Here is a 23001-nt window from a genome sequence, read left to right as displayed (position 1 = left end):
GAAAAACGCTCTTTCGGGTGGAAGAGGGCAGAAAATAAAAACGGGGCGGGCGGTCACCTCTTCAGTATAACCCCGAGGGCCGTCCCGAGCACGATGCCCGTCACGAGGGAGAGCATCACGTACTCCGTCACGTCGCTTTTTTGAGCGGGTGTTTTCAGGGGCGTTTTCCCGCCGAGGGCGTTCACAACGGCGGCGCTGTTCCTTATCAGGACTTCCGTGTACGGAACGTCCTTCCAGAACACCGTGATCTCTGCCGTCGGTTTTCCGCTCTTCAGCGCGAGCTCTTTGGCCGCGTCCTTCAGCTGGTCCGGGCTGTTCGCACCATAAACTATCAGGTCGACTCTCTTCGCGGTCGGAACAAGGTCGTCCACCCCTATCGCCGGAACCTCCTCCTCGGGCTTTATCGAGGCCACCGCTTTAACGCCGAGCCACTCGATGGCGTACTCGTCCGGCGGCATCTGGATGACGGCGGTGTGGTTCGTCCCGATAAGGGCCCTGTACGCCTCCACGATGGTCTTCACCCTTACCTCGAAGTTCCCGTATTCCTCCGCGTACGTCTCGGAGTTGGCCGGATCCGTTTTCTCCAGCGCCACCCCCGTGGCCTTCGCAATGGCGAGAGCGTTGTACGGGTCGAGCCAGACGCCGTGCGGGTTGTCCTTGTTTTGGTACCAGCGCTCCTGAAGGTATCTGAACCCCTCGCGTTTGTAGTCGTCTATGAAGAGTGCCTCCGCGGTTATCGTGCCCTCCTCTCTCAGTTCCTTTATCCTCTTCTCGACCGGCAGATGACCACCGGTTGTCACTATCACGTCCGCCTTCCGAAGGAGCTCTATCTGGCTCGCCGTTAGCTGGTACTCATGGGGGTCCGCCCCGAGCGGGATTATGTAAACCACGTTCACGGAGTCGCCGAAGGCGTCCTGAACTATCGAAGCCAAGGGCGCTATGCTGGCCACGACGAGGGGCTTTTCCGGAGAGCCAAGGGAGAACGGCATCAACAGGCCCGTGAACAGGATAGCAAGCGCAATCACCGCCCCCGTTTTCCTCCTCATTTTAGGTCACCCAAATTCTCTCCCGTGTTGGACTTAAAAAACCCACGAATGCCAGCGGAAACTTTAAAACGTTCCGTTCATTAATACCACCGGTGGATTTTATGAGACGACTTGGAGTTTTAATAATCCTGGCGCTCCTGATAACGGCCCTCTCTCCGGGGGTCACCGGCACCAACGTGACGGGGAAAGTCAGCGTTGAGATAAACCCCAACTCCGAGCTCTTAAGCATCGTCTACTACCTCGCCTTCGGAAGGAACGACCCGTTCATTATCGAGAGAGGCGGCTATCTCGATGACGTTGACCGGTACTTTGGCCCATACAGGAACCATCCGGCTGTCGGCATGCTCAGGGATTACCTGGGGAACTCAGAGAGCGTATCCGAGAGGGACATGAGGCTGTACTACCTCGAGGACGAGCTCCTGCTCTGCACAAAGCCCCCGGAGCTTAACCCCGGGGAAAACATCGGGGACAGGTGGACCCTCGACTTCATCCGGGCGTTAAGGGACTTCGCGGAGAGGAGCCACTTCATGGAGTTCTACGAAAGCCACAGGGGTTACTACGACGAGGACCTGAGGATATACGAGGGTGCGCTCTCACTCCTGCCCCCTGATGAGTTCATGGGGCCTTACCTGGATCTCTCCAACGTGCGCTTCGAGTTCAAGCACCCCTTCCTCGTCGCCGTACACGGCCACAGCTTCAACCCGGTTAAGGACGGCGTCCAGGTATACGGCGCGGGTGGGATGGTACCGCTCGTGAGGCGCGACGCCCAGAGAACCCTGTGGAGCTACAGAACCGCGAGGGACACGATGTTCGGCCTGCCCCTCAACAGGGATTACCTGAACAACACGGGTCTCGACAGGTTGATATACCTGAGCTTCGTCTACCACGAGCTCGGCCACGACGTGACCGTCCCCGCCCTCGATTCCTCCGAGAAAACGCACTCCCTGCGGTACCTCGAGGACACCATCGAGGGGCACATGCCCTATCTCGCGAGGTACGACTTACACTTCTGGTGGGACGACATGATGATATACGAGGGGTTCGCGGACGGCTGGGCGGACTTTGCCCTCTCCAACGTTGACCCGGACTACGTTTCCCTATCGCTCTGGCTGCAGAGGGGCTGGGGCGAGTTCTGGATGGGAGACATGGTGGAGCTTTACTGGAAGTACGCGGGGATGAGCAGGGAGAACGGCGTTCCAATCGGTGATTACGTCGGCGATATGCTGGACGACCTCTCAAGTAGGATTCCCCCCGAGAAGGCGGAGACCCTCTTCCAGGAGAGGGTGCCGATAACGCCACTGATGGCCTTCGATAGGGGGGCCGTCACCGGAAAGGTGGTGGTCGTTTACGGAACGCGGAACCCGGACCCGACGGGGACGGAACGCGACAGGGAGACCGCCGAGCTCATAGCCGACAACCTGAGAGCCTTCTACTCGGACTGGGACGGAAACGTGGAGATAACCGTCAAGGCCGACGTCAACCTGACGGAGGAGGAGTTTAGGGAGAACCTCGTTCTCGTTGGCGGCCCCTACTCGAACGCCGTCGTCGATGAGCTGGACGAGGAGTTCCCGCTGAGGTTCGTTCCGGTCGGGGGGAGCCACTGGGTTCTGGAGAAGAACGCCAACTGGAGCATCCAGTCCTACCTCCTGACGGCGGACGAGGCCGATCCTGTGAAAACGGGAGAACTCGGAAACGTCACGGGGGAGGCGGTGGTGATGGCCGTCCGGAACCTGAACGACCCGGAGAACTACATCGTCTGGGTGGCCGGCGAGGACAGGGATCTGACGGCCCTCTTCCAGAATCCGACGTACTACCTCTCGAGCTACGAGGTATGGAGTGAAAAAGGAATCGAGATGGCCTTCTACGTTCAGCCGCTCGCTTCTTCCTGAGGGTTTTTCTCTTCTTCCCTTCCGTGTCCGTCGCTCCTGATGTGGGGCTTGCCGATGGCTATCGTGAAGCCCTTGAAGCTGTCGTCCTTCCTGTTGAACTCTATCGCCAGCGGGAGGCCGTTGTCCTCGTTGAAGACTATGCGCACTATCCTCGCCCTCGGGTGGTCGTTCAGGTAGTTCTCCTTCAGGCCGTCGTAGTCCTCAAGAACGCCGTCTATGCTCTCGCTGTGCATGTCGTAGATCTCCCGCGCGTAGACGCTGTGGTTCCTGATCTCCTCGAGCTTCTCCTTCCGGTCCAAGGTATCACTCCCCGGGCCTCAGGCCCTACGCCAGGCACCCTCCCGGAACTTAAAAACCTTTCTTCTCTCGGCCATCTGGAGGGCCTCCTCGAGCTTCCCCTTAGGAACCTCGATCCCGTGGAGCTCCTTGAGGAGGTCGATTATCTCGTCGGCGGTCAGGGCCTCCTTCTCCTCGAAGAGGTTGTTGGTCAGGTTTATGATGTCCTCAACGAAGTTCCAGGGGAAGACTATCCAGGTCCAGTCGATCTCCTCGCCGTAGTAGTCGGGCCTGAAGCGCGAGCCCTTTATGGTGAGGAGCGTCGCGACCCTTATCTCCGCCGGTTTCTGCCCTTCCACGTAGTTCCTGGCCAGGGTGAGGCTCTCGCCGGTGTCGCTGATGTCGTCCACTATCAAAACCCTCTTCCCGCCGAGGTCGTAGTTGCTGCCGTACTTGAGCTTCGCCTTCCCGTCGGGCGTGGCCGTCACTCCCCAGTGCTCGACCTTCAGGCTGACGAGGTCCTTTACCCCGAGGTAGTCGCAGTAGAGCCTCGCCGGAACCCAACCGCCCCTCGCGAGGCCCACTACGACGTCCGGCCTCCAGCCGTCCTCCAGAACCTTCCATGCGCCTTCCTTCGCCCACCTTTCTATGTCGTCCCAAGAAGCGAGGTAAACCGGAAACTTCTTCATTGGATTTCCCTTAACGGAGCAAAGGGAAGGTCATATTTAAGCGTTGCGCCCGTAGCTTTGACAAAAATACGGCAAAAAGGGCGAGGGATCAGACCCTGACCCTCTTCCACACCGTGCCCTCGGGCGTGTCCTCGAGCTGGACGCCGAGCTCCCTCAGTCTGGCCCTTATCTCGTCCGCCAGGGCGAAGTTCCTCTCCTTCCTGAGTTTAGCGCGCACGTCCACGAGGAGCCCTATCAAAGCTTCCTCGTCTCCTGCCTTCCGCTCCCTGAAGTAGTCCTCGAAGAGCCCGAAGACCTCGCTGATGGTTTTGAAGAACTCAAGGGCCTTGCGGAGGACGCTCTCCTTCGGCCTCTCAACTTCCCTTATGTACCTGTTCACGGCGCCGCTGACCTCGAAGACGGCCTTTAACGCCTCGGCCGTGTTGAAGTCGTCGTCCATCGCCGCGTAGAACTTCTCCCTCGCGTCTCTGATGGCCTCGTAGGCCTCGAACTCCTCCTTCCCCCACCTGAAGGATACCTCGGCCTTCTCCATGGCCACGCGGATGTTCTCGAGGGTGTTGTAGAGCCTCTCGAGGTTGTTCTTCGCGTGCTCCATCCCCTCCTCCGTGTAGTCGAGGGGCGAGCGGTAGTGCCTCTGGAGGACGAAGAGCCTGATGACCTCCGGGTCGTAGCGCTCGAGCATCTCCCTTATCGTCACGAAGTTGCCGAGGCTCTTGCTCATCTTCTCCCCGTTCACCATCAGGAAGCCCGTGTGGAGCCAGTAGTTCACCCAGCGGTGCCCGGTGCACGCCTCGGTCTGGGCTATCTCGTTCTCGTGGTGCGGGAAGATCAAATCGTTACCGCCTCCGTGGATGTCGAAGCTCTCGCCGAGGTACTTGGTGCTCATCGTGGAGCACTCTATGTGCCAGCCCGGCCTTCCCTCACCCCACGGGCTCTCCCACTTCGGTTCCCCGGGCTTGGCCTTCTTCCACAGCGCGAAGTCCTCCGGGTTCCTCTTTCCCTCTCCGGGCTCGACCCTCGCCCCCTTCCTTAGCTCCTCGAGCTTCACCCCGCTGAGCTTTCCGTAGTCCCTGAACTTCGCGACCTCGAAGTAAACGCCGTCGCTCCCCTCGTAGGCGTAGCCCCTCTCCTCAAGCTTCCTCACGAAGTCTATGATATCCTCGATGTGCTCCGTAACGCGCGGGTAGATGTCGGCCGGCTTGACCTTTAAGGCACTCATGTCCTCGAGGAAGTAGCGAAGGAACCTCTCGGCGAGCTCCTTCGGGTCCTCCCCCGTCTCCCTCGCCCGTCTGATGATCTTGTCGTCTATGTCGGTGAAGTTCATCACCATTAAAACGGTGTAACCGCGGTGCTCGAGGTACCGCCGGATGACGTCGAAGGCGATGTAAGTCCTGGCGTGGCCGAGGTGGGTGTAATCGTAAACCGTCGGGCCGCACACGTACATCCTGACCTCGCCTTCCCTTATGGGCCTGAACTCCTCCTTCTCCCTGGTTAGTGTGTTGTAGACTCTTATGGCCATCCTCTCACCACCGTCCCAGATTGTCCCCGGCGTTTTATTAGGTTTTAGGTTCCGCAAAAGCTTAAAAACCGACCCCCGCAATCGGGGTTAGAGCACGAAAGGGAGGTTACGATGATGAAGGTTCAGAAGGGAGACGTCATAAAGCTTCACTACACCGGAAGGGTCAAGGAGACCGGTGAGGTGTTCGACACGACCTTCGAGGAAGTTGCCAAGGAAGCCGGCATCTACTCCGAGAAGGGTGTTTACGGCCCGGTTCCGATAGCCGTTGGAGCGGGCCACGTCCTTAAGGGCCTCGACGAGAGGCTCGAGGGCCTCGAGGTCGGGAAGAAGTACACGCTCGAGATCCCGCCCGAGAAGGGCTTCGGCAGGCGCGATCCAAAGCTCATAAAGACCTTCACCCTCGGCCAGTTCAGGAGGCAGGGCATCTACCCCCTCCCAGGAATGCCCGTTGAGATTGAGACCGAGAGCGGAAGGAAGCTCAAGGGCAAGGTAATGACCGTCAGCGGGGGCCGCGTGAGGGTCGACTTCAACCACCCCTACGCCGGAAAGCACCTGATCTACGAGGTCGAGGTAATAGAGAAGATCGAGGACCCAATCGAGAGGGTCAAGGCTCTCATCGAGCTCCGCATGCCCAGGGTCGATACAGAAAAGGTGGTCATCGAGGTCGGCGAGAAGGACGTCACCGTTGACCTCTCCCAGCTCGTCGATGAGGTCGACAGGAACACCCTCGTCCTCGGCGAGATACTCCTCGAGAGCGACCTCAAGTTCATAGGCTACGAGGAGGTCACCTTCAAGCCGGGCGTCGAGGAGCTCCTCAAACCGCCCGAAGAAGGCAAGCCCGAGGAAGGGGAGAAGAAGGAGGTCGTCGAGCTCGAGGAGGAGGTCAGCGAGCCGCTCGTTGAGGAGGCGGAAGGGGCCGAGGAAAAGACGGAAGGGGCCAAAGGGGAAGCAGAAGAGATGGAGGAAACCCCCGCGGAGAAAAACGATGAACCGGAGGAATCGGAGGCCGAAGGAACAGAGGAGGGGCCCGAGAAAAAGCCAAAGAGGAGCACCAAGGGCAGGAAGACCAGAAGGGCGACCACCAGAAAGAGCAATACCAAGAAGAAGGCGAAAGCCGCGGAAGAGGCCGGGGGAACTGAAGGGCAGGACGGGGAGTGAAAACCTTTTATTTCCTCCCCCTCAACCCGTATCCATGAGGCTCCGGAAAAACCCCTGGGTTCTCTACTCTTCACTGCTCCCCTTCATCCTCCTCGTCCGCCGTAGCGGCGGGGACATCTTCAGGTGGGCCGGTTACAACCTCCTCTTCTACCTCGTCTTACCCTTCCTCCTCGCGCTGCTGCTCGGCTTCAAACCCCGGGAACTCGGGATGAAGGTCGGGAAACGCGGGGGTTACAGGTGGGCGCTGGTGCTGTTCCTGCTGACGGTCCCCCTGAGCCTCTACGGGACGAGAATTCCGTCCATGAAGAACTACTACCCGATATTCGGCTATTCAGGCTGGGGCGACTTCCTCCTCAAGGAGCTCGCGATGGGAGTGATAATGCTCTCAAACGAGGCGTTTTACAGGGGCTTCATGCTCTTCCCCCTCGCGGAGAGAAACGAGTGGCTCGGGATAATCGCCCACGATGTCCCCTACGCCCTCGCCCATATCGGCAAGCCCTGGGTGGAGGTTCCGTACTCATTTATAGCGGGGATAGTCTTCGCCAAGCTCGACATGGAGAGCGAGAGCTTCCTCCCGAGTTTCCTGCTCCACTGGTTCGGGTCGGCCCTCTTCGATCTGCTCTGTGTCATCCTGTAGAACCCGGGTATGATCAAGTGAAAGGATAGAAGAAGAGCCAGATGGCCTCCTAAGCACCCAGGAGTATCCTGATCTTTCCAAGAACCTCCGCCGGGTTCTTCCCGAACACGAGGACCATCGGCTCCTTGCCCCAGTCGCCGAGGTGATATATCAAGTCGGGCCTCTTCCCGCTCTTCCGTACGGCCGTCTCTATCCCCCACGGAATCGTCCCGCCCTCTTTGGCCTTGACTTCCTCCGGCTCTTCGCGCCTGTCGTAGGAGGAGACCGTGAGACCCCCTTTCTCCGCCCTCTCGATGAGTTCACTCGAGTAGCGGAGGTTGATGACCGCCCTCACCTCCGGGTAGAACTCGCGGAACTTGAGGAGGGCCCTTCTCAGGTGGTCGGATGCGCCGGGTTCGACCGGGCCCACGGGCTTTACGGTCTTCCCGTAGCGCACCACCCTCCCCTTCACGGCGAAGACCTCCCCGTGGGGGGTGGAGTGGGCGAAGTTCGTCCCCACCTCAGGGATATAAGGGTTCAGCAACTCACCCATCTCCACGAGCCCCTCAACCGCCTTTTTGAGTTCCCGGTAGGCTCTCCAGCGTTCGGCGTCGACCTCAAGCGGTGCGAGGGGGTTGACACACCTCCCCTCCGCAGAGGAGAACCCTATCGCGGTTTCGACGAAACGCTTCGCCCCTCTCACGGCCTCCGGGAGCTCCATTCCCCGGGCGAGGAGAGATGCAAGGGCCGAGGAGAAGGCACAACCCGTCCCGTGGGTGAATCCGTTAACCTTCTCGCCCCGGAACTCGTAAAACTCCCCTTCCCAGTAGAGGACGTCCGTGAGGTCGAGGTGTCCGCCCTTGACGACGGCCGCCCTGGCTTCGAACTCCTCGACGAGGGTTCTCGCGGCCTCCCTCATGTCCCCAACGCCCGATATCTTAACCCCCGTGAGCCTTTCAGCCTCGGGGACGTTCGGCGTGACCACTGAACCCGGGATCAGCGACTCCTTCAGCGCCTCGATTCCCTCAGGATTTATCAGGGGATGGCCCGTCGAGGAGGCAAGGACGGGGTCGACCACCCTCAAAAAGGGCCTCGTCTCCCCTGCAACGGTTCTCACGACCTCTTCGTTGCCGAGCATCCCAACCTTAACCGCCCCGATCTCGAAGGAGTCCCCCACGGCCCTTATCTCCTCGCGGACGACTTCCGGGGGAAGAACGTGGTAGCCCCCGACCCCTCCCGGGTTCTGGTAGGTCACGGCGGAGACAACGGGGAGGGGATGGAGGCCGAGGGCCGAAACGGTCCTCACATCCGTCGCTATCCCGGCCCCGCCGCCAGTATCGAGGCCGGCTATTATCAGGACGGCCACGGCTCACACCCCGAGCCTCTCGAGAATATCCAAGGCCGCCTTCCTCCCGCTCAGGAACATTCCTCCGAAGATAGGTCCCATCCTCGGTGCGCCCGCAACCGCGTTGGCCGCCATTCCGGTGACGTAGAGCCCCGGGAAGACCTCTTTTGTGTGCTCCACCGTGAGCCTCTCGCCCATCTCGGCCCACATCGGCCCTTCCCCCGGAAGTTCCTCTATCAGCCCCCTTTTCAGCAGGTGTCCGGTTATCTGGGCGCCGTGACCCGTTGAGTCGATCACGAACTCAGCCTCCACCGTGAGCGGGTCAACGTGAAGACCTGTCATCTTCACGGGCGTCCAGTTCACGACCACCCCGGCAACGCGGCCGTCCTTGACCACGAGGTCCTCGACCTCTACCATGTTGAAGACCTTCACCCCGGCCTTCACCGTTTTGCTGGCCATGGTCGTGGCGACCTCAATCGCGTCGGCCACGTAGAGGCCCGGTTTGAACTCTTCGTAGTCCACTCCAAACTCGTCGAGTATTTCCCGGGCGCTCTCCTCGACCACTATCCTGTTGAACCCCATTGCACCGCCCCAGATTCCGCCGCCGACGCTGAGCTTCTTCTCGAAGATGGCGACCTTAGCCCCGCCCCTTGCGAGGTAGTAGGCCGCGACCATGCCCGACGGGCCCGCGCCCACAACCGCGACGTCGAGCTTGAGGCTGTCAAGAATATCCTTCGTGTAGGCCTCGATTATCGCCCTGCTTACCTCAACGTCCTTCAGCATCCCCACCACCCCAAAGTTTATAAGTCGCGTTCAAAACTTAGTTTTGAGATTTAAAAACTTTATTATGGTGGTGTGGATGACCCAGCTCGAGGATGCCAGGCGTGGAACCGTTACCGAAGAGATGAGGTTTGTAGCGGAGCGCGAGGGGATAAGCGCCGAGAAGCTCAGGAGGAGCGTCGCCAGGGGGCGCACGGTGATATTCCGCAACGTGAGGCACGACTGGGTGAAGCCTGTAGCCGTCGGTGAGACCGTCCGCGTAAAGGTCAACGCCAACGTGGGGACGTCACGCGACATAGTGGACGTGGAGGCGGAGATAGAGAAGGCCAGGACGGCGGTGAAGTACGGGGCCGACACGATAATGGACCTCTCGACAGGTGGCGACCTCGACGGGATAAGAAAGGCCATAATGCGGGCCGTCAACGTCCCCGTTGGGACGGTTCCCATCTACCAGGCCGCGGAGGAGATGCTGGCAAGGGGGAAGGCCATCATCGAGATGGATGAGGAGGACATGTGGAGGGCCGTGGAGAAGCACTTCGGGGACGGCGTTGACTACGCGACGATACACGCGGGGGTCACGAAAGAGGTCGTGGAGAAGATGAAGCGGACGAAGAGGGTCGTCGGCATGGTCTCCCGCGGCGGAACGTTTCTGGCGGCTTGGATACTCCACTGGGACGAGGAGAACCCCTTCTACAGGGATTACGACTACCTCCTCGAGCTCGCAAGGGAGTACGACGTCGTTCTGAGCCTCGGCGACGGCCTTAGACCCGGTGGACTGCCCGACGCGGGCGACGAGCTCCAGACGGCCGAACTCTACACCCTCGGCAGGCTCGTGAGGAGGGCCAGGGAGGCGGGGGTGCAGACGATGGTGGAGGGGCCCGGCCACGTTCCGATAGACCAGATAGCGGCCCAGGTGAAGCTCGCCAAGGTCGCCACGGACAACGCCCCCTTCTACGTGCTCGGCCCCATAGTCACGGACGTCTTCCCGGGCTACGACCACGTAACCGCGGCCATCGGGGGAGCGATAGCGGCGCTGAACGGTGCGGACTTCCTCTGCTACGTTACCCCCGCGGAGCACCTCGGTCTACCAACAACCGAACACGTCAGGGAAGGGGTCATAGCGACGAGGATAGCCGCCCACGCCGTGAACCTGACCCGCTTTGAGGAGGACTTCAAGCGGGACTACCTCATGAGCCTGGCGAGGGGGAGGCTGAACTGGGCGAGGCAGTTCGAGCTAAGCGAGGACAAAGAACGATTCCTTGAGATAAGGAAGGAGAGGCCGACGAAGACCGAGGCGTGCTCTATGTGCGGCGACCTGTGCGCAATAAAGCTCATCAACGAGATGCTGAGGAAGGGTGAGGCCGAATGAGGCTCGTCTACCGCGGCAAGACGAAGGACGTCTACGAGGACGGCCCCTACCTCATCTTTTACTTCAAGGACTCCCTTCTCGGGGAGAACGGGAGGGAGGACACAGGCGGCAACTCCGTTATCGGGGTGAGAACGGGAAAGGGGAGTGCGGTTCTCCGGCAGACTGAGTTCTTCTTCAACCTGCTGGGGAGGAACGGCGTAAGGACGCACTTCGTCGAGCGCATTGACGACAGGAGAGCGCGCTTTCTCAAGGCGGAGAGGATTCCGCTCGAGGTGGTTTATCGCTTCAAAGCCTACGGAAGCTTCCTCAGGCGGTACCGCGGCTGGGTGGAGCCCCTTCGGGAGCTGAGGATGGTGGAGTTCACGCTCAAGGACGACTCCCTGGGCGACCCCCTCATAACCGAGGAAGCCGTGTCGCGGCTCGGCATAGCGAGCGAGGAAGAGCTGGAGAGAATGAAGGAGACAACGAGGCTGGTTGCCGGGATCCTGAGGGAGTTTTTCCTGGAGAAGGGGCTCGATCCGGTGGACTTCAAGCTGGAGTTCGGCAGGCTGAACGGGGAGCTTCTGGTTATAGACGAGCTCAGCGGCGACACCATGCGCGTTATGAAGGAAGGAAGGCTCCTGACTCAGGAAGAGCTACTGGGGGTGGTTGAATGAGGATCTCGACCATAGCCTCGCACTCCTCCCTCCAGGTACTGATGGGAGCCAGGAGGGAAGGCTTCGAGACGAGACTCTACGTCAAACCGGGTAGAAAGGCCTTCTACTCCTCCCTCCCGCTCGTGGACGAACTCGTCGTGACGGAGGACATGGGGGCGATACTTGAGGACGACGGCATCGTCGTGCCCCACGGCTCCTTCGTGGCCTACCTCGGTGTAGAGGCAATCGAGAGGGCAAAAGCCCGGTTCTTCGGCAACAGGCGCTTCCTCAAGTGGGAAACGAGGTTCGACCTTCAGGACAGGGCCCTGGAGGAGGCGGGCATCCCTGCGGTCGAGGTAGTGGAGCCCGAAGACGTTAAGCCCGATGGACTCTACTTCGTCCGCCTCGAAGGGCCCCGGGGCGGGAGCGGGCACTTCCCTGCCTACGGCCGCGAACTGGAGGAGAGGACGGCTGGACTGGGTGAACCGTACAGAATAGAGCGCTTCGTCGATGGCGTTTACATCTACGTCCACTTCTTCTACTCGCCGATTCTGAACCGTCTGGAGCTCTTCGGCGTCGACGAGAGGCTAATAGTCGCGGACGCGAACAAGAGGCGGCCCTTCAAGGTCCTGCCCTACACGATAGCCGGAAACAAGCCCGTAGCCCTGAGGGAGTCCCTCCTCCCCGAGCTCTACGACCACGGGCTGGCCTTCGTCGATGCCCTGCGGGAACTCGAGCCACCGGGCGTCATCGGACCCTTCGCCCTCCACTTCGCCTACGACGGGGAGTTCCACTGCATGGGCTTCGCCTCGCGCATAGACGGGGGTAGCAACGCGGGGCACTGGTATTCATCCATCTACTGGGGAGAACCGATGCTCATGGGCGAGAGAGTGGCCCGTGAGGTAAGGCTCGCCCTCGAAGAGGATCGCCTCGGGGAGGTGGTAACTTGAGGTACGTCGGGAGGATGCTCGGGATTGGCCTCAGTGGTGGCAGGCCCTTCGCCTTCTACCGCCTGAACTCCCGCTCTTTTCCCAATAGGAAGGCCGTAATCAGAGGAAACGAGGTTTACATCGCCAACCAGACCGAGACGGACAACCCATACGTGAGCTACCCCGTTGTGAAACTGCTCGAAAGGTACGCGGTGGTCAGCAACGGCCTCCAGACGGCCTTCGTGGCGCAGGCCCTCGAGGAGGAGAGCCCGAGGAAGGCTTTGATACGTACGCTCGACGCCCTCGACTACGAGCGGGATGAGTACGACACGCCGAGGATAGCCGCGGTGGTCGAGCGCGGAAAGGAGAAGGGCTGGCTCGGCTTCGTTGGGCGGGATGAGCTCTGGGTCAGGTCCGTTAAGCTGGTGGAAGGGAAGGCCTTTTTCACGGCAACGTACAACGTGGACGGCGTCGAGGGGCTGGAGCTAAGCTTCTCAAAGGCCGGGGAGCTCGCAGAGAACGTCCTGAAACTCGACTTCGCCCATCCGGTTCTGGCGATAGGGGTTGTTGAGGACGGGGAGAAATGGGACGTTGCGGTGAGACCTTAGAACCACCAACTCCCTTATTTTTACGGTTTTTGAGTGGGTCGTTCCAGACCGCGTTCGGCACAAAACGGTCAATTCACGGGACGTAAGGGGGCAGAAAACTTTACAAGTTTCATTGTGTATCGTTGTGTGTAGGTGTGTGCCATGGAGAGAATGCTCACTCCAAGACAAGTCGCTGAAGTTCTTGGTGTTAGTTTCATAACAATCAAGATGGATTTATTCTGGTAAAATAAAGACAGTTATTGAAAGAGGTTGAAGCTGAATGAGGGTTACGAAGACCGTTGTTTTGAAGTCTGAAAGGCTTCCGAAAAAGGTTTCCAAAATATTCGTCGAGCTTGAGGGAATGTATCGAGAAATGCTCCTTCAGACTGTCCTGTTTGCAGTTCAGAATGAAACAACCTCTTTTGTAAAGCTGAAGGCTGAAAAATACAGATTTTTGAGAGAGTTTTATCCACAACTTCCCTCTCACTATGCATACACGGTCTGCCAAGATTCAGCCTTGAGGGCAAAAAGCTTTCTGAAGAGGAAGAGGAAAGGCCTCGCCGAGAAGGTGTATCCAGAAGTCAGGAATGTTTCAATATGGCTTGATGACCACCTGTGGCGTGCTGGACTAACTGTCATAAAGATAACCACGCACAAGGGCTGGATTGAGGTTGGTCTTGAGGCGCACAAGCATTATTGGAAGACAGTGAATTCGGGCTGGAAACTGGCCTCTCAAGCGAGAATAAAGCCTGACAAAAAAGAGAGGAGGCTGATTATTTACCTAACCTTTTTCAAGGATGTTGAGCAGTATAAGGCAAAATCGTGGATTTCTGTTGATGTGAATGAGGACAACGTTACCGCACTCGTTGATTTCACGCCAGTGATTTTTGAGACTGGACAGAAGAAAATCACTCTCGGGTATTATTACAGGAGGAAAAGGGTTCAGAAGAAGTGGGATAAAAAGCTTGGCTCAAGAAATGAAAAGAAGAGGAAGATTTTGAGAAAGCTTCGTGAGAAGGATAAAAAGAGGGACGTTCGCCTCAAGCTTGCGAAAATAATTGTCAAAGAGGCAAAAAAGAGAAATGCTGGAATAATCTTGGAGAAGCTTCCGAAGAACGTTCCAAGGAGGATGTTGGAGAGGGTTGGTGATAAACAGCTTCGGCACAGGATTTATCAGTCAGCATTCTTGGGGGTACAGAAGGCTATTGAGGAGAAGGCAAGAGAGTATGGTGTTCCTGTGATAAGAGTGAATCCGAAGAACACTTCAAGAATTTGTCCTGTTCACAATGCTGTTGTGGAGTACGAGGATGGTCGGTTTGGGGTTTGCTCTGCTGGTGGTGAGGTTTGGCATCGTGATGTTCTTGCTGTCTGGAATTTGTATTTGAGGGCCCTTCAGGGTGATGGGAGCTCTGCTCTAAGCTCTGGGGGGTTTTTCGTGGATGGGAGGCTCGTGCCGTTAGCCTCGACCGCCACCAGTGAAGCCATCTGGATTGAGAAATCCAGATGGTTGAGGTGGAACTCCTTACCGCCGACGCAAAGTGATACACTCTCACACAAAATGAAGCGGTAGGGAGAAACGGCACCGCAACGTTCCTGGACTCCCTGCTGGGGGGCCGTTGGGCGAAGTTGATGATGGAGCCCCCACGGCCGGATCGTCATCGTTGCGCTGGCCGTGCTGTTGATTGGTCCAGAAAGAAAATTAGAGTAAAAACAGGGGCTCAGCCCTCAACCTTCTCTATCCCTATCTTCGCCTGAACCTCGGGCCACTCGACGACGTAGCCTTTGGCCTCGCCGAAGGTTACCCCGACGGCCCTCGTTTCGCCCATTACGTAGTCGAGGTTCTCCTTGAGGAGTTCGCGGTTCTCGTCGCTCGTCTCGATGGTTACGACTATCCTGTCGTTGACGTCCAGGTCGAGCCTCTTCCTCATCTCCTGGATTCTCCTGACGAACTCCCTCGCGAGGCCCTCCGCCAGAAGCTCCCTCGTGAGGGTTTTGTCCACGAAGACCCTGCCGCCCTCGAAGTCCTCGCCGATGAGGAAGTCGGGCAGTTTCTCCTCCACGTTCAGGTGCTCCCTCGTCAGGTGGAAGGTCTTTCCGTTGAGCTCGACGTCCATCTCGCCCGCCTCGTAGAGCTCCCTTCCGTGCTCGTTTATCCACGCCGTCACGAACCTCGCGTCCCCCCTGAACTCTGGGCCGATCCTGGCGAAGTTGGGCTTTATGACGGTCTCCCTCTCGACCTTTCCAACGACGACCTCCTTGGCGTTGAGCTGGTCCCTCAGGATTCTATTAAGCTTCTCGACGGCCTTCGCAACGGTCTCATTTTCGGTCTCGATCGTTATCCTCCTGACCGGGTAGCGGAGCTTTATCCCCGCCCTCTGTCTTGCGCTCGAGCCTGCCTCGACTATCCTCCTTATCGCCTCCATCTCCCTCTCGAGTTCCTCGTCCCTCGCCGCCTCGTCAACCGCCGGCCAGTCGAGCATGTGGACGCTCTCGACGCCGAGGAACGGCCTCAGCATGTTCCCGTATATCTCCTCGGTTATGTAGGGCGTGAAGGGGGCCATCAGCCTTAGGAGAACGTCGAAGACCTTCCAGACGGTGTAGTATGCGGCCAGCTTGTCGGGATCGTCGCCTTCGACCCACATGCGCTTCCTGATGAGCCTGACGTACCAGCGGCTGAGGTCCTCGACCACGAAGTTGTGTATCGCCCTCGTCGCCCTCGTTAACCTGAAGGTCTCTATCCCTTCCGTGACCTCGTTGATGAGCCCGTTGACCCTGCTGAGTATCCACCTGTCCTCCTCGCGGAAGGGAAGCTCCTCGGGCTTGAGCTTGGTGGGGTCGAACTTGTCAAGGCTCATGTAGGTGGCGCTCAGGACGTAGACGTTCCAGAGTATGTTGAGCATCCTCTTGACCTGGGCGAGGCCCTTCCAGCTGAAGCGCAGGTTCTCCCACGGGTTCGTCGCCCAGAGCATGTAGAAGCGGAACGGGTCCCTTCCCTCCCTCTGAACGACCTCCTCAGGCCGAATGATGTTTCCGAGGCTCTTGCTCATCTTGTCGCCCTTCTCGTCGAGGACGTAGCCGTGCATCGCCACCTTTTTGTAGGGGACGGTGCCGAAGGCTATGACCGAGGCGGCCTGCTGGGAGTAGAACCACTTCGTGACCTGGTCCTCTCCCTCCACTATGAAGTCCGCGGGCCAGAGCTTCTCAAACTCCTCCTTCGTCCTCGGGTAGTCGAGGGAGGCCCAGCTGGCGATCCCGCTGTCGAACCAGACGTCGACGACGTCCTTTACGCGGCGCATCTCCCTGCCGTTCACCCTTATGATGAAGGCGTCGACGTAGGGCCTGTGGAGGTCCTCGGGCCCAAGCCTCTCCTCGATGACCTTAAGCTTCTCCTCGTAGTCCTCCGGAAGCTCAACCCGCTCGCCGTCCACCTCTATCGCGACGCTGAGTTCCACGAGTTCCCTGAACGAGCCGACGACGTGAACCTCGCCGTCCTCGCTCTCCCATATCGGGAGGGGTATGCCCCAGTACCTCTGGCGACTTATGACCCAGTCGCCCGAGTTGAGCACGCCGTTGTCGTAGCGAACCTTGACCCAGTCCGGGTACCACTCGACCTTCTCGTCGTTCTCCTTCAGGATGTTCTCCTTGACCTTGCTCACCTTGAGGAACCACTGGTCCGTGGCGCGGAATATTAGCGGCGTCTTGCAGCGCCAGCAGTGGGGGTACTGGTGCTCTATCGTTCCTGCCTTCACGAGGTAGCCCTTTTCGATTAGGTGCTCTATTATCTCCGGGTCGGCGTCCTTGACGTAGGTTCCCCTCCATTTGCCCTCGGTGTAGCGTCCCTCGTCGTCGACCGGGCTGTAAACGGGAAGCCCGTACTTCCTGCCTATCTCGAAGTCCTCCTCGCCGTGACCGGGGGCGGTGTGGACGAGACCGGTACCGTCCTCGAGCGTCACGTGCTCGCCGAGGATCACGCGGTGGGCCCACTCGTACCCCTCGCGGAACCCCTTTTGAGCGGGGTACTCGTCCATTAGAATGTGGACGTAGCGGAGCCCCTCGAGGTCTCTACCCTTGAACTCCTCAACGATCTCGCCTTTAACGCCGACCTCGTTGAGAACCCGCTCCACGAGGGCCTTCGCGATTATCCAGTACTCCTCGCCGTTCTCCGTCTCGACCCTAACTTTGGCGTAGTCGTAGTCGGGGTGAACGCTTACCGCGAGGTTCGCCGGGAGCGTCCAGGGCGTCGTCGTCCAGATGAGGAGGTACTCGTTCCCCTTCCCCTCGACAGGGAACTTGACGTATACGCTCGGGTCCTCCCTCAGCTTGTACTCGCCGCGAACCTCGTGCTCCGCTAAGGCCGTCTCACAGCGCGGGCACCAGTGGAGAACCCTCTTGTCCCTCTCGAGCAGTCCCTTCTCCCAGGCGCGCCTGAGCGTGAACCAGCCAGACTCGATGTACTCGTTCTTTATCGTCATGTACGGGTTGTCCCAGTCCATCCAGACGCCGAGCTGCTTGAACTGCTCGGTCATCACCTTGAGGTTGTTGAGCGCGAACTCCTTGCACTTCCTTATGAAGTTGTCAACGCCCACCTTGGCCTCTATGTCCTTCTTTATCTTAAGTCCGAGCGCCTGCTCGACCTTGACCTCTATCGGGAGACCGTGCATGTCGAAGCCCGGCTGTCTCCTCACGTTGTAGCCCTGCATCGTCCTGAACCTTATTATCATGTCTTTGATTATCTTGTTCCAGGCGGTGCCGAGGTGTATCGCGCCGCTGACGTATGGTGGCCCGTCGAGGAAGTAGTACTTCGGGCCGTGAGCCCTGCTGGCCTTGACCTTCTCGTACGTGCCGTTCTCCTTCCAGAAGCGCTCGACCTTCTCCTCGAGCTTTCCTGGGCTGTACTCCCTAAACTCCGGTTCCTTTATCATGGAAAACCCTCCAGAAATGATAGCCGTGACTAACCCAGAACGAGGGGAACTCAGGCCGCGGAACGGGCGAAGCGAAGGATAAAACACTCCCCCCTCATGGGTATCGGGGCAGAATTGGGGAGCGGACTTATAAGGTTTTTGCTTTCCGGCCGCGGAAACTGCGAATGAGGAACAACCGACCAGCTGGGGGTACGGGTTATGCAGCTCTGCGGAAGCTGGAACGAGCACGTCCGGGGCATTGGGAATGGATCATGTTTGCCACCGTGACCATGACCACCATGCTGTTCCTGGTCGGCCGGATATTCTTCCAGACGGTTCTCCTGGTGCTCTACCTGAGGGTGGAGGGGCCGGTGAGGAAGTTCTTCGCTCGCAACGTGAAGCCGCTCGCGGAACCCGCCCCATGAAGGAAACCGCGTTTTGGTCTTTTTAACTTACTCCTCTTTTCTTCCATTATTTCTCTATTGTTTTCGTATCTCGTTCCATATTCCCACCAGTATCAGGAACGCTCCGAGGTAGCCCTTGGCGCTTAGGACCTCCCCTATCGTTAGGAACGACGTTACGTAGCCGAATATCGGCTCGGCCGAGTATATCAGCGCCGCCCTGTGCGCGTTGGTGTTCCGCTGGTACTTTACCTGAAGGGTGAACGTCAGCACGGTGGCGAAGATTGCCGTGTACAGCACCCCGACCCAGGGAAGCGGGGCGTGGGGAAGGGTGAACGGCTCAAATAGGGCCGCAAAGACCAGCGAAAAGACGAAGTTCCACGTTATCTGCCAGAAGGACAGGCTGAGGTAATCCTTCTCGCCGAAGCGCTGGACGAGGACTATCTGGAAGGCGAAGCTGATGGCGCAGAGGACCGTGAGCAGATCGCCACGGTTGAAGTTTAAAGTGGCCCCGGAGATTAGATAGAGGCCTGTTAGGGCTATCGCGAGCGAAAGAAGGTCCCTCGGCTTGAGTTTCTCCCCGAGCAGGAGGTAGGCGATGAAGGGCGTGAAGACGACGTAGAGCGAGGTGATGAAGGCGGAGTTGGACGCCGTCGTGTACTTGAGGCCGACTATCTGGAAGCCGTGGCCGAAGAAGAGGGTGAGCCCGAGGAGAAAGCCCTCCCTCAGGGTTTCCCTCCGAAGGATCCTCGATCTGAAGAGCAGGAGCATGAGGAGGGAGGCGACGCCGAAGCGGTAGGCTAAGAAGAGTATCGGCGGCAGATAGTCGAGGCTAACCTTCATCGCCGGGAACGTGGAGCCCCATATCGCCGTGATGCCGAGCAGTATGAGTTCCGAGCGGTCCATCACGCCACATGAGCCCCGGGGATTTATAAGGACTACCCCCGGAGCTACCTCCAAGATTACCGAGGGCCGCCTCAAGGCGGTCAATCAGAAACGAAACGCCGCCCTCGTGAAGACCCGTGGGCCCATTCTGGGATGCGATGTCGTAACTTGAATTACTCACCAGGCCCGTTGACGCACTCCATGTTCATCGCGAGGAGCATCTCGACGAAACCGCTCTCGAGGTTCTCCTTTATCCTATCCGCCAGTGCCCGAAACTCCTCCGTGGTGAGCGGTCTTTTGGTTTTGAGCCATTTGACCTTTCCATCGTTCTTGTCGAGGACGACTATATCGCCTTCCGTGATGAGCGGCACGTAGTTCATCTTTATCCCGTAGAGCTCCTCGGCGAAGGCCACCTTTGCCCTCATGAGCTCGAGGTAGTTGGCCAGCTCCTCACCCAGAATTCTCCTGAGTTCGCGCTCCATCATTCCACCGTCGTGATTTGGATGCACACCTTTATTAACCTATCGGGCATTTATGGGTAAAGATGCCCTTCTTTTCCTGCGAAACTTAGATAAGGGACGGGGATGTATCACCAGCGGTGAATAAAGATGTTCATGAAGTACGCTCACCACTTCCACGCCTACCAGCCGGGCGATATAGTTCACGTCCACGACGGTGACGGGAGCAGGCCGGTAGAGTACGAGGAGAGGAGAAGTCCCGTCGCCGTGAAGATCCGGGGGGAGGAGGTCAAAGGTGAGAACTGGACGAGGGCGATGCTCTACTCCTACGAGCACATCGCGGACACGCTCTCGCGCATGAAGGGGGTCAGCGTGGACATCGAGCCCTTCACCTTCCTAATGCTCCTCCGCTATCACAAACGCGCCTTCGAGGACGCGGTTGAGCTCCTTCAAAGGTTCGACGCCGTGCCGACTACTCCATTCCACCCGATAGTTCCCCACCTCGACGAATTCGAGCAGGGGATTCTCGCTAAGGTCTCCTTCGACTTCTACGCCCCGCTGATCGAGGACAGGAATGTAATTGGCTACTGGCTCCCCGAGGCGGTGATAACCCGGAAAAGCGCCAGAATCGTGGAGTCCTCAACGGGGAAAAAGCTCGTCTTCCTCCTCGACGAGAGACAGCTTCTCTACGACCTCCCCCAGGCCAAGCACTCCTGCAACCGCTACGGAGACTCCTTCGTCTTCGGCAGGGAGTGGCGGATAAGCGACGCCTTTGCCTTCAACACCCTCGACGTGCCCGGTCTTGTTTCGGCCACGCTCTCCTACCGCGATGACTACAAGGAGCAACTCGGGGTTCCCTACCTCCTATTCACCGCCAGCGACCTCGAGAGCCTCCTCGGCAACCCGGCCCAGCTCGACCGCTTCGCCGGCTGGATGGACGGGCTCGAGCGGGAGGGCGTCGAGAGGGTTTCGGCCATGGAGTTCGTGAGGAAAAAGCTCTCCGGCGGGTTCAAACGCCTCGAGGGCGAGTGCTCCTTCGGGATGGGGGTCAAGGACTACTCCTCATGGAGCGACTACTTCGACCTGAGCACGGACGGAAAGACGAGCGACGCGAGGTGGCTGGGCTACCGGAGAACCGACGGAAGGGTCTTCGCGAGGGAGGTGAAGGGCAGAAGGGTCTCCCAGCTCTGGAAGGCCGCCTTCACGCGCCTATTCGCGGAGCTGAACAGGGCCGTTAGACTTGGAGTTTTGAAGGGACTCAAGGAGCTCAACGCGGATGCGGAGGAGTTCCTCGTCCGCTACGCGAGGGTCTTCTTCAGGGACTACTACGATTACTTCGGAATGGAAACGTCCCTCAACTACGTCCTTGAACCGGCCGCGGGCAACAGAGACGCCTTGAGGCTCGGCAGGGTTTACTACCTGATGCTCCTATCGAACCACTCCTGCCCGCGCTTCTGGGAGAACCTTGACACGCGCGTGGCCTTCGGCAACGTCTCCGTCATGGCGAAGGCCCTCATCGAGCTGATGGAGTACTTCGAGGGGGACGAGCTCCAGAGCCTCTTCATCGAGTCTTACCTCAGGCTCCTCAACTTCGATAGGCTGTACCACCTCTGGGGCCTCGGGACGATGCCCTCAATGGAGGGATGGGAGACGAAGGAAGAGGCGTGGCTCGAGGCGTTGAAGTCAGAGGTTCCCACCAGCGGCTACAACGTCGTGACGAGGGCGGCCCTTTACGTTGGAGAGCGGGACCTTAAGGGCGAGCTAAGGGGCCTAATCGGGCCCTACAACTTCGAGTGGGCTGTGGCGGACACCGGACACATCCCGGGGGAAGTTCACGGCGAGTGGGAGAACCGCGAATGGTGCGAGCACAGGTTATGAAAATTCAGCCCTTCCATACGTTAGGTTTCTTAATTTTGTTGGCCTAATGCTTAAAAGTGATAGTGACTATATTACAGGGCATACCTGTGTCCCGCTCGTCAGGTGGGGGTGATGGAGTGGCGGAGAGAAGTCGGGACGATTCCTGCGAGAAGTGGTCTCCATGGATGTACCTGCCCACCAAACTCGGCGGGAAGGAATGCATCAGGATAAAGCGCATACTCGAAGACGCCGGGAGGAAGGGGATCGGAAGGGAGTCCCTCCGTTGAACATATTCACCCCTTCAGATTCCACTTCTCCCTGCTCACGAAGATGTAGGCCTCGTCCTCCAGCTCCTTCGGGACGTAGTCTAACAGAACATCGGCGTTTCTGACGCTTGCTCGCAGGTTCTTCCCGAGGGCCACACCATTTTTCTCCAGGAGTTCGGCTATAACGTCCACGACGTTCTCCTTTACGGCCTTCTCCGCGAACAGCCTCTTTCCCTTAAGCCACACCCGCCCGTTCTTTCTGTAGAAGTCCCTCCCGTTCACCGTGAAGAACTCAGGGCCGGGTTTTATCACCACCCTCTCCCGTTCCCGCCTGTCGAGTTCGAGCATGATGAAGGCTTTCCCTTTCCTCCCGACGTCCCACCCCAGAACCCGGAAGCCCTCCCGGGAGAGGGCCCTCTCAAAGCCCCTCGCGCTCCTCTCAAGCTGGGGGATGAGGAGGTCGTCTATCATCCCGGGTGCGTCGAAGAGTAACGTCACGAGGTGGGTCCCCTTCCTCCTCAGTTCGGCGAGGTAGTTCCCGGCTTTTGGTCTTTCCGGGAAGAAGAACCTTACGGAGGGCTCCTCCATGAACTCTCGCACCTTGAAGTAGAAAACCCCGTACCTCTCCCAGCCAAGGTTGGCGGCGACGTTCCGCCTCGGGTCGACGGGGTCCATGACTATAAGGGGCCTGTCAGCATCGATCTCCCTTCTCACGGTTTTCATGGCGATTTCGTACTCTCTCTTTAGCCAGTTCCCGGGGTCGATTATCTTCCGCCTCAGCATGAAGTCCGCTTTCCCGAGAACCTCGAGGAAGGAGCCGTGTTCTATGATTAGAATCTCGGCGAGGTAGCCCGAGAACCCGCGCACGTGTATCTCGCTGCCGTACGCGTTGATCCCCTTGAGGAACCTCTTGAGGAGCCGGACCTCGTCGTTCCTTCCGTTGAGGTTTTCGAGAACCCACCCCGTGTGGAGTATCGAGCGGTCCACGGCGGTTTTCACATCCCTCCAGCTTTTCACGTCGTAGCACGGGACGAGGTCAACGCTGACACCCCTGTAGCTCGCCCGCACGTAGGGGTGCTCGGCGTAGGCCACCTCATAGGAATCGAGCCTCTCCGCTATTGCCCTCCCGAGTTTTAAACCGGTCTCCCTGAGCTCCTCGAGCGGAACGTCGAGCGGGAACGCAAGGAAGAGGTCTGCGTCGTGGTCCCCCGCCAGGTAGGTGTCCTTAGCGAGCGAGCCGACGAAATACGGCTTAGCGTCGAGGCCCATCCCCTCGATGGTCTCCTCCGCGATGATTTTAAGCTCCTCCATCAGCCCTTCAACGAAGGCCCTCTCCTCATCGGTTGGTCGTATCCGAGGAAGAACTTCCGCGATAACGGCCTCGACGTCCATCAC

Annotated in this window: 21 protein-coding genes; 11 read left to right on the top strand and 10 right to left on the bottom strand. The window is 58.7% G+C overall.

All coding sequences use genetic code 11. From position 1 onward, the window contains the following. Positions 1 to 53: 53 nt before the first annotated feature. Complete coding sequence (locus A3L02_RS02035) at positions 54 to 1046, bottom strand: metal ABC transporter solute-binding protein, Zn/Mn family (protein WP_088862387.1); 993 nt, start codon at positions 1044 to 1046, stop codon at positions 54 to 56. Between the two features lie 101 nt (positions 1047 to 1147). On the opposite strand from A3L02_RS02035, the gene A3L02_RS02030 reads away from it, so the two are divergent. Continuing rightward, the gene (locus A3L02_RS02030) at positions 1148 to 2935 is read left to right on the top strand and encodes a DUF4932 domain-containing protein (RefSeq protein WP_088862386.1); all 1788 of its coding nucleotides are present in this window, start codon (positions 1148 to 1150) and stop codon (positions 2933 to 2935) included. On the opposite strand, the gene A3L02_RS02025 is transcribed toward A3L02_RS02030, so the two are convergent. The 3 genes from A3L02_RS02025 to cysS form a co-directional block, all read right to left on the bottom strand. Beyond that, positions 2914 to 3234, bottom strand: coding sequence for a hypothetical protein (locus A3L02_RS02025; RefSeq protein WP_088862385.1), 321 nt, complete (start codon positions 3232 to 3234; stop codon positions 2914 to 2916). The genes A3L02_RS02030 and A3L02_RS02025 overlap by 22 nt on opposite strands. Positions 3235 to 3252: 18 nt before the next feature. Beyond that, complete coding sequence (locus A3L02_RS02020) at positions 3253 to 3900, bottom strand: phosphoribosyltransferase (protein WP_088862384.1); 648 nt, start codon at positions 3898 to 3900, stop codon at positions 3253 to 3255. Positions 3901 to 3988: 88 nt separating this feature from the next. Beyond that, positions 3989 to 5419 carry a cysteine--tRNA ligase gene (cysS, locus tag A3L02_RS02015; RefSeq protein WP_088862383.1) on the bottom strand — a complete coding sequence of 477 codons (1431 nt, stop codon included), beginning with the start codon at positions 5417 to 5419 and terminating at the stop codon, positions 3989 to 3991. 111 nt (positions 5420 to 5530) lie between these two features. Between cysS and A3L02_RS02010 the strand changes: the two genes are divergently transcribed. Together A3L02_RS02010 and mrtA are read left to right on the top strand one after the other, a co-directional pair. Further along, positions 5531 to 6577 carry an FKBP-type peptidyl-prolyl cis-trans isomerase gene (locus A3L02_RS02010; RefSeq protein WP_088862382.1) on the top strand — a complete coding sequence of 349 codons (1047 nt, stop codon included), beginning with the start codon at positions 5531 to 5533 and terminating at the stop codon, positions 6575 to 6577. Positions 6578 to 6611: 34 nt separating this feature from the next. Continuing rightward, positions 6612 to 7214, top strand: coding sequence for a CPBP family archaeomyxosortase MrtA (gene mrtA, locus A3L02_RS02005; protein WP_088862381.1), 603 nt, complete (start codon positions 6612 to 6614; stop codon positions 7212 to 7214). A gap of 49 nt (positions 7215 to 7263) precedes the next feature. Here the strand turns inward: mrtA and thiD are convergent, their stop codons facing one another. Together thiD and A3L02_RS01995 are read right to left on the bottom strand one after the other, a co-directional pair. Continuing rightward, the gene (thiD, locus tag A3L02_RS02000) at positions 7264 to 8559 is read right to left on the bottom strand and encodes a bifunctional hydroxymethylpyrimidine kinase/phosphomethylpyrimidine kinase (protein ID WP_088862380.1); all 1296 of its coding nucleotides are present in this window, start codon (positions 8557 to 8559) and stop codon (positions 7264 to 7266) included. A gap of 3 nt (positions 8560 to 8562) precedes the next feature. Then, positions 8563 to 9321 (bottom strand): sulfide-dependent adenosine diphosphate thiazole synthase, encoded by a 759-nt coding sequence (locus A3L02_RS01995; RefSeq protein WP_088862379.1) that lies wholly within the window; start codon positions 9319 to 9321, stop codon positions 8563 to 8565. A 76-nt stretch (positions 9322 to 9397) separates the two neighbouring features. Between A3L02_RS01995 and thiC the strand changes: the two genes are divergently transcribed. The 5 genes from thiC (at position 9398) to A3L02_RS01970 (ending at position 14408) form a co-directional block, all read left to right on the top strand. Next, positions 9398 to 10687, top strand: a complete 1290-nt coding sequence (gene thiC, locus A3L02_RS01990; RefSeq protein ID WP_088862378.1) for a phosphomethylpyrimidine synthase ThiC — start codon at positions 9398 to 9400, stop codon at positions 10685 to 10687. Continuing rightward, on the top strand, positions 10684 to 11343 hold the full coding sequence (locus tag A3L02_RS01985; protein ID WP_088862377.1) for a phosphoribosylaminoimidazolesuccinocarboxamide synthase: 660 nt from the start codon (positions 10684 to 10686) through the stop codon (positions 11341 to 11343). Before thiC ends, A3L02_RS01985 begins: the two co-directional genes overlap by 4 nt. Then, entirely contained in the window at positions 11340 to 12272 is a 933-nt protein-coding gene (locus tag A3L02_RS01980) for a formate--phosphoribosylaminoimidazolecarboxamide ligase (RefSeq protein WP_088862376.1), read from the top strand. Before A3L02_RS01985 ends, A3L02_RS01980 begins: the two co-directional genes overlap by 4 nt. Beyond that, positions 12269 to 12859 carry an IMP cyclohydrolase gene (locus A3L02_RS01975; protein ID WP_088862375.1) on the top strand — a complete coding sequence of 197 codons (591 nt, stop codon included), beginning with the start codon at positions 12269 to 12271 and terminating at the stop codon, positions 12857 to 12859. The genes A3L02_RS01980 and A3L02_RS01975 overlap by 4 nt, the downstream gene beginning before the upstream one ends. Positions 12860 to 13118: 259 nt before the next feature. Continuing rightward, positions 13119 to 14408 carry an RNA-guided endonuclease InsQ/TnpB family protein gene (locus A3L02_RS01970; protein WP_088862374.1) on the top strand — a complete coding sequence of 430 codons (1290 nt, stop codon included), beginning with the start codon at positions 13119 to 13121 and terminating at the stop codon, positions 14406 to 14408. 148 nt (positions 14409 to 14556) lie between these two features. On the opposite strand, the gene ileS is transcribed toward A3L02_RS01970, so the two are convergent. Next, complete coding sequence (ileS, locus tag A3L02_RS01965) at positions 14557 to 17760, bottom strand: isoleucine--tRNA ligase (RefSeq protein ID WP_088862373.1); 3204 nt, start codon at positions 17758 to 17760, stop codon at positions 14557 to 14559. A 251-nt stretch (positions 17761 to 18011) separates the two neighbouring features. Here ileS and A3L02_RS10160 point away from each other — a divergent pair, with 251 nt between their 5' ends. Next, a complete protein-coding gene (locus A3L02_RS10160; protein WP_157895717.1) occupies positions 18012 to 18164 on the top strand; it encodes a hypothetical protein in 153 nt (50 codons plus the stop codon). Positions 18165 to 18218: 54 nt separating this feature from the next. Here A3L02_RS10160 and A3L02_RS01960 read toward each other — a convergent pair whose 3' ends face one another. Together A3L02_RS01960 and A3L02_RS01955 are read right to left on the bottom strand one after the other, a co-directional pair. Further along, positions 18219 to 19046, bottom strand: a complete 828-nt coding sequence (locus tag A3L02_RS01960; protein ID WP_088862372.1) for a DMT family transporter — start codon at positions 19044 to 19046, stop codon at positions 18219 to 18221. Between the two features lie 152 nt (positions 19047 to 19198). Then, entirely contained in the window at positions 19199 to 19507 is a 309-nt protein-coding gene (locus tag A3L02_RS01955; protein ID WP_054834503.1) for a phosphoheptose isomerase family protein, read from the bottom strand. Between the two features lie 126 nt (positions 19508 to 19633). On the opposite strand from A3L02_RS01955, the gene A3L02_RS01950 reads away from it, so the two are divergent. Both A3L02_RS01950 and A3L02_RS10155 read left to right on the top strand, forming a co-directional pair. Further along, a complete protein-coding gene (locus A3L02_RS01950) occupies positions 19634 to 21361 on the top strand; it encodes a glycoside hydrolase (RefSeq protein ID WP_088862371.1) in 1728 nt (575 codons plus the stop codon). Positions 21362 to 21477: 116 nt separating this feature from the next. Beyond that, positions 21478 to 21627, top strand: coding sequence for a hypothetical protein (locus A3L02_RS10155; protein ID WP_157895716.1), 150 nt, complete (start codon positions 21478 to 21480; stop codon positions 21625 to 21627). A 6-nt stretch (positions 21628 to 21633) separates the two neighbouring features. On the opposite strand, the gene cca is transcribed toward A3L02_RS10155, so the two are convergent. Continuing rightward, positions 21634 to 22998, bottom strand: coding sequence for a CCA tRNA nucleotidyltransferase (gene cca, locus A3L02_RS01945; protein WP_088862370.1), 1365 nt, complete (start codon positions 22996 to 22998; stop codon positions 21634 to 21636). Positions 22999 to 23001: the final 3 nt, after the last annotated feature.

It is taken from the genome of Thermococcus celer Vu 13 = JCM 8558 (genome assembly GCF_002214365.1).
GTDB lineage: Archaea > Methanobacteriota_B > Thermococci > Thermococcales > Thermococcaceae > Thermococcus > Thermococcus celer.
Note: the sequence above shows the minus strand (reverse complement) of the source record. Positions and strands in the feature narration are given on the sequence as shown.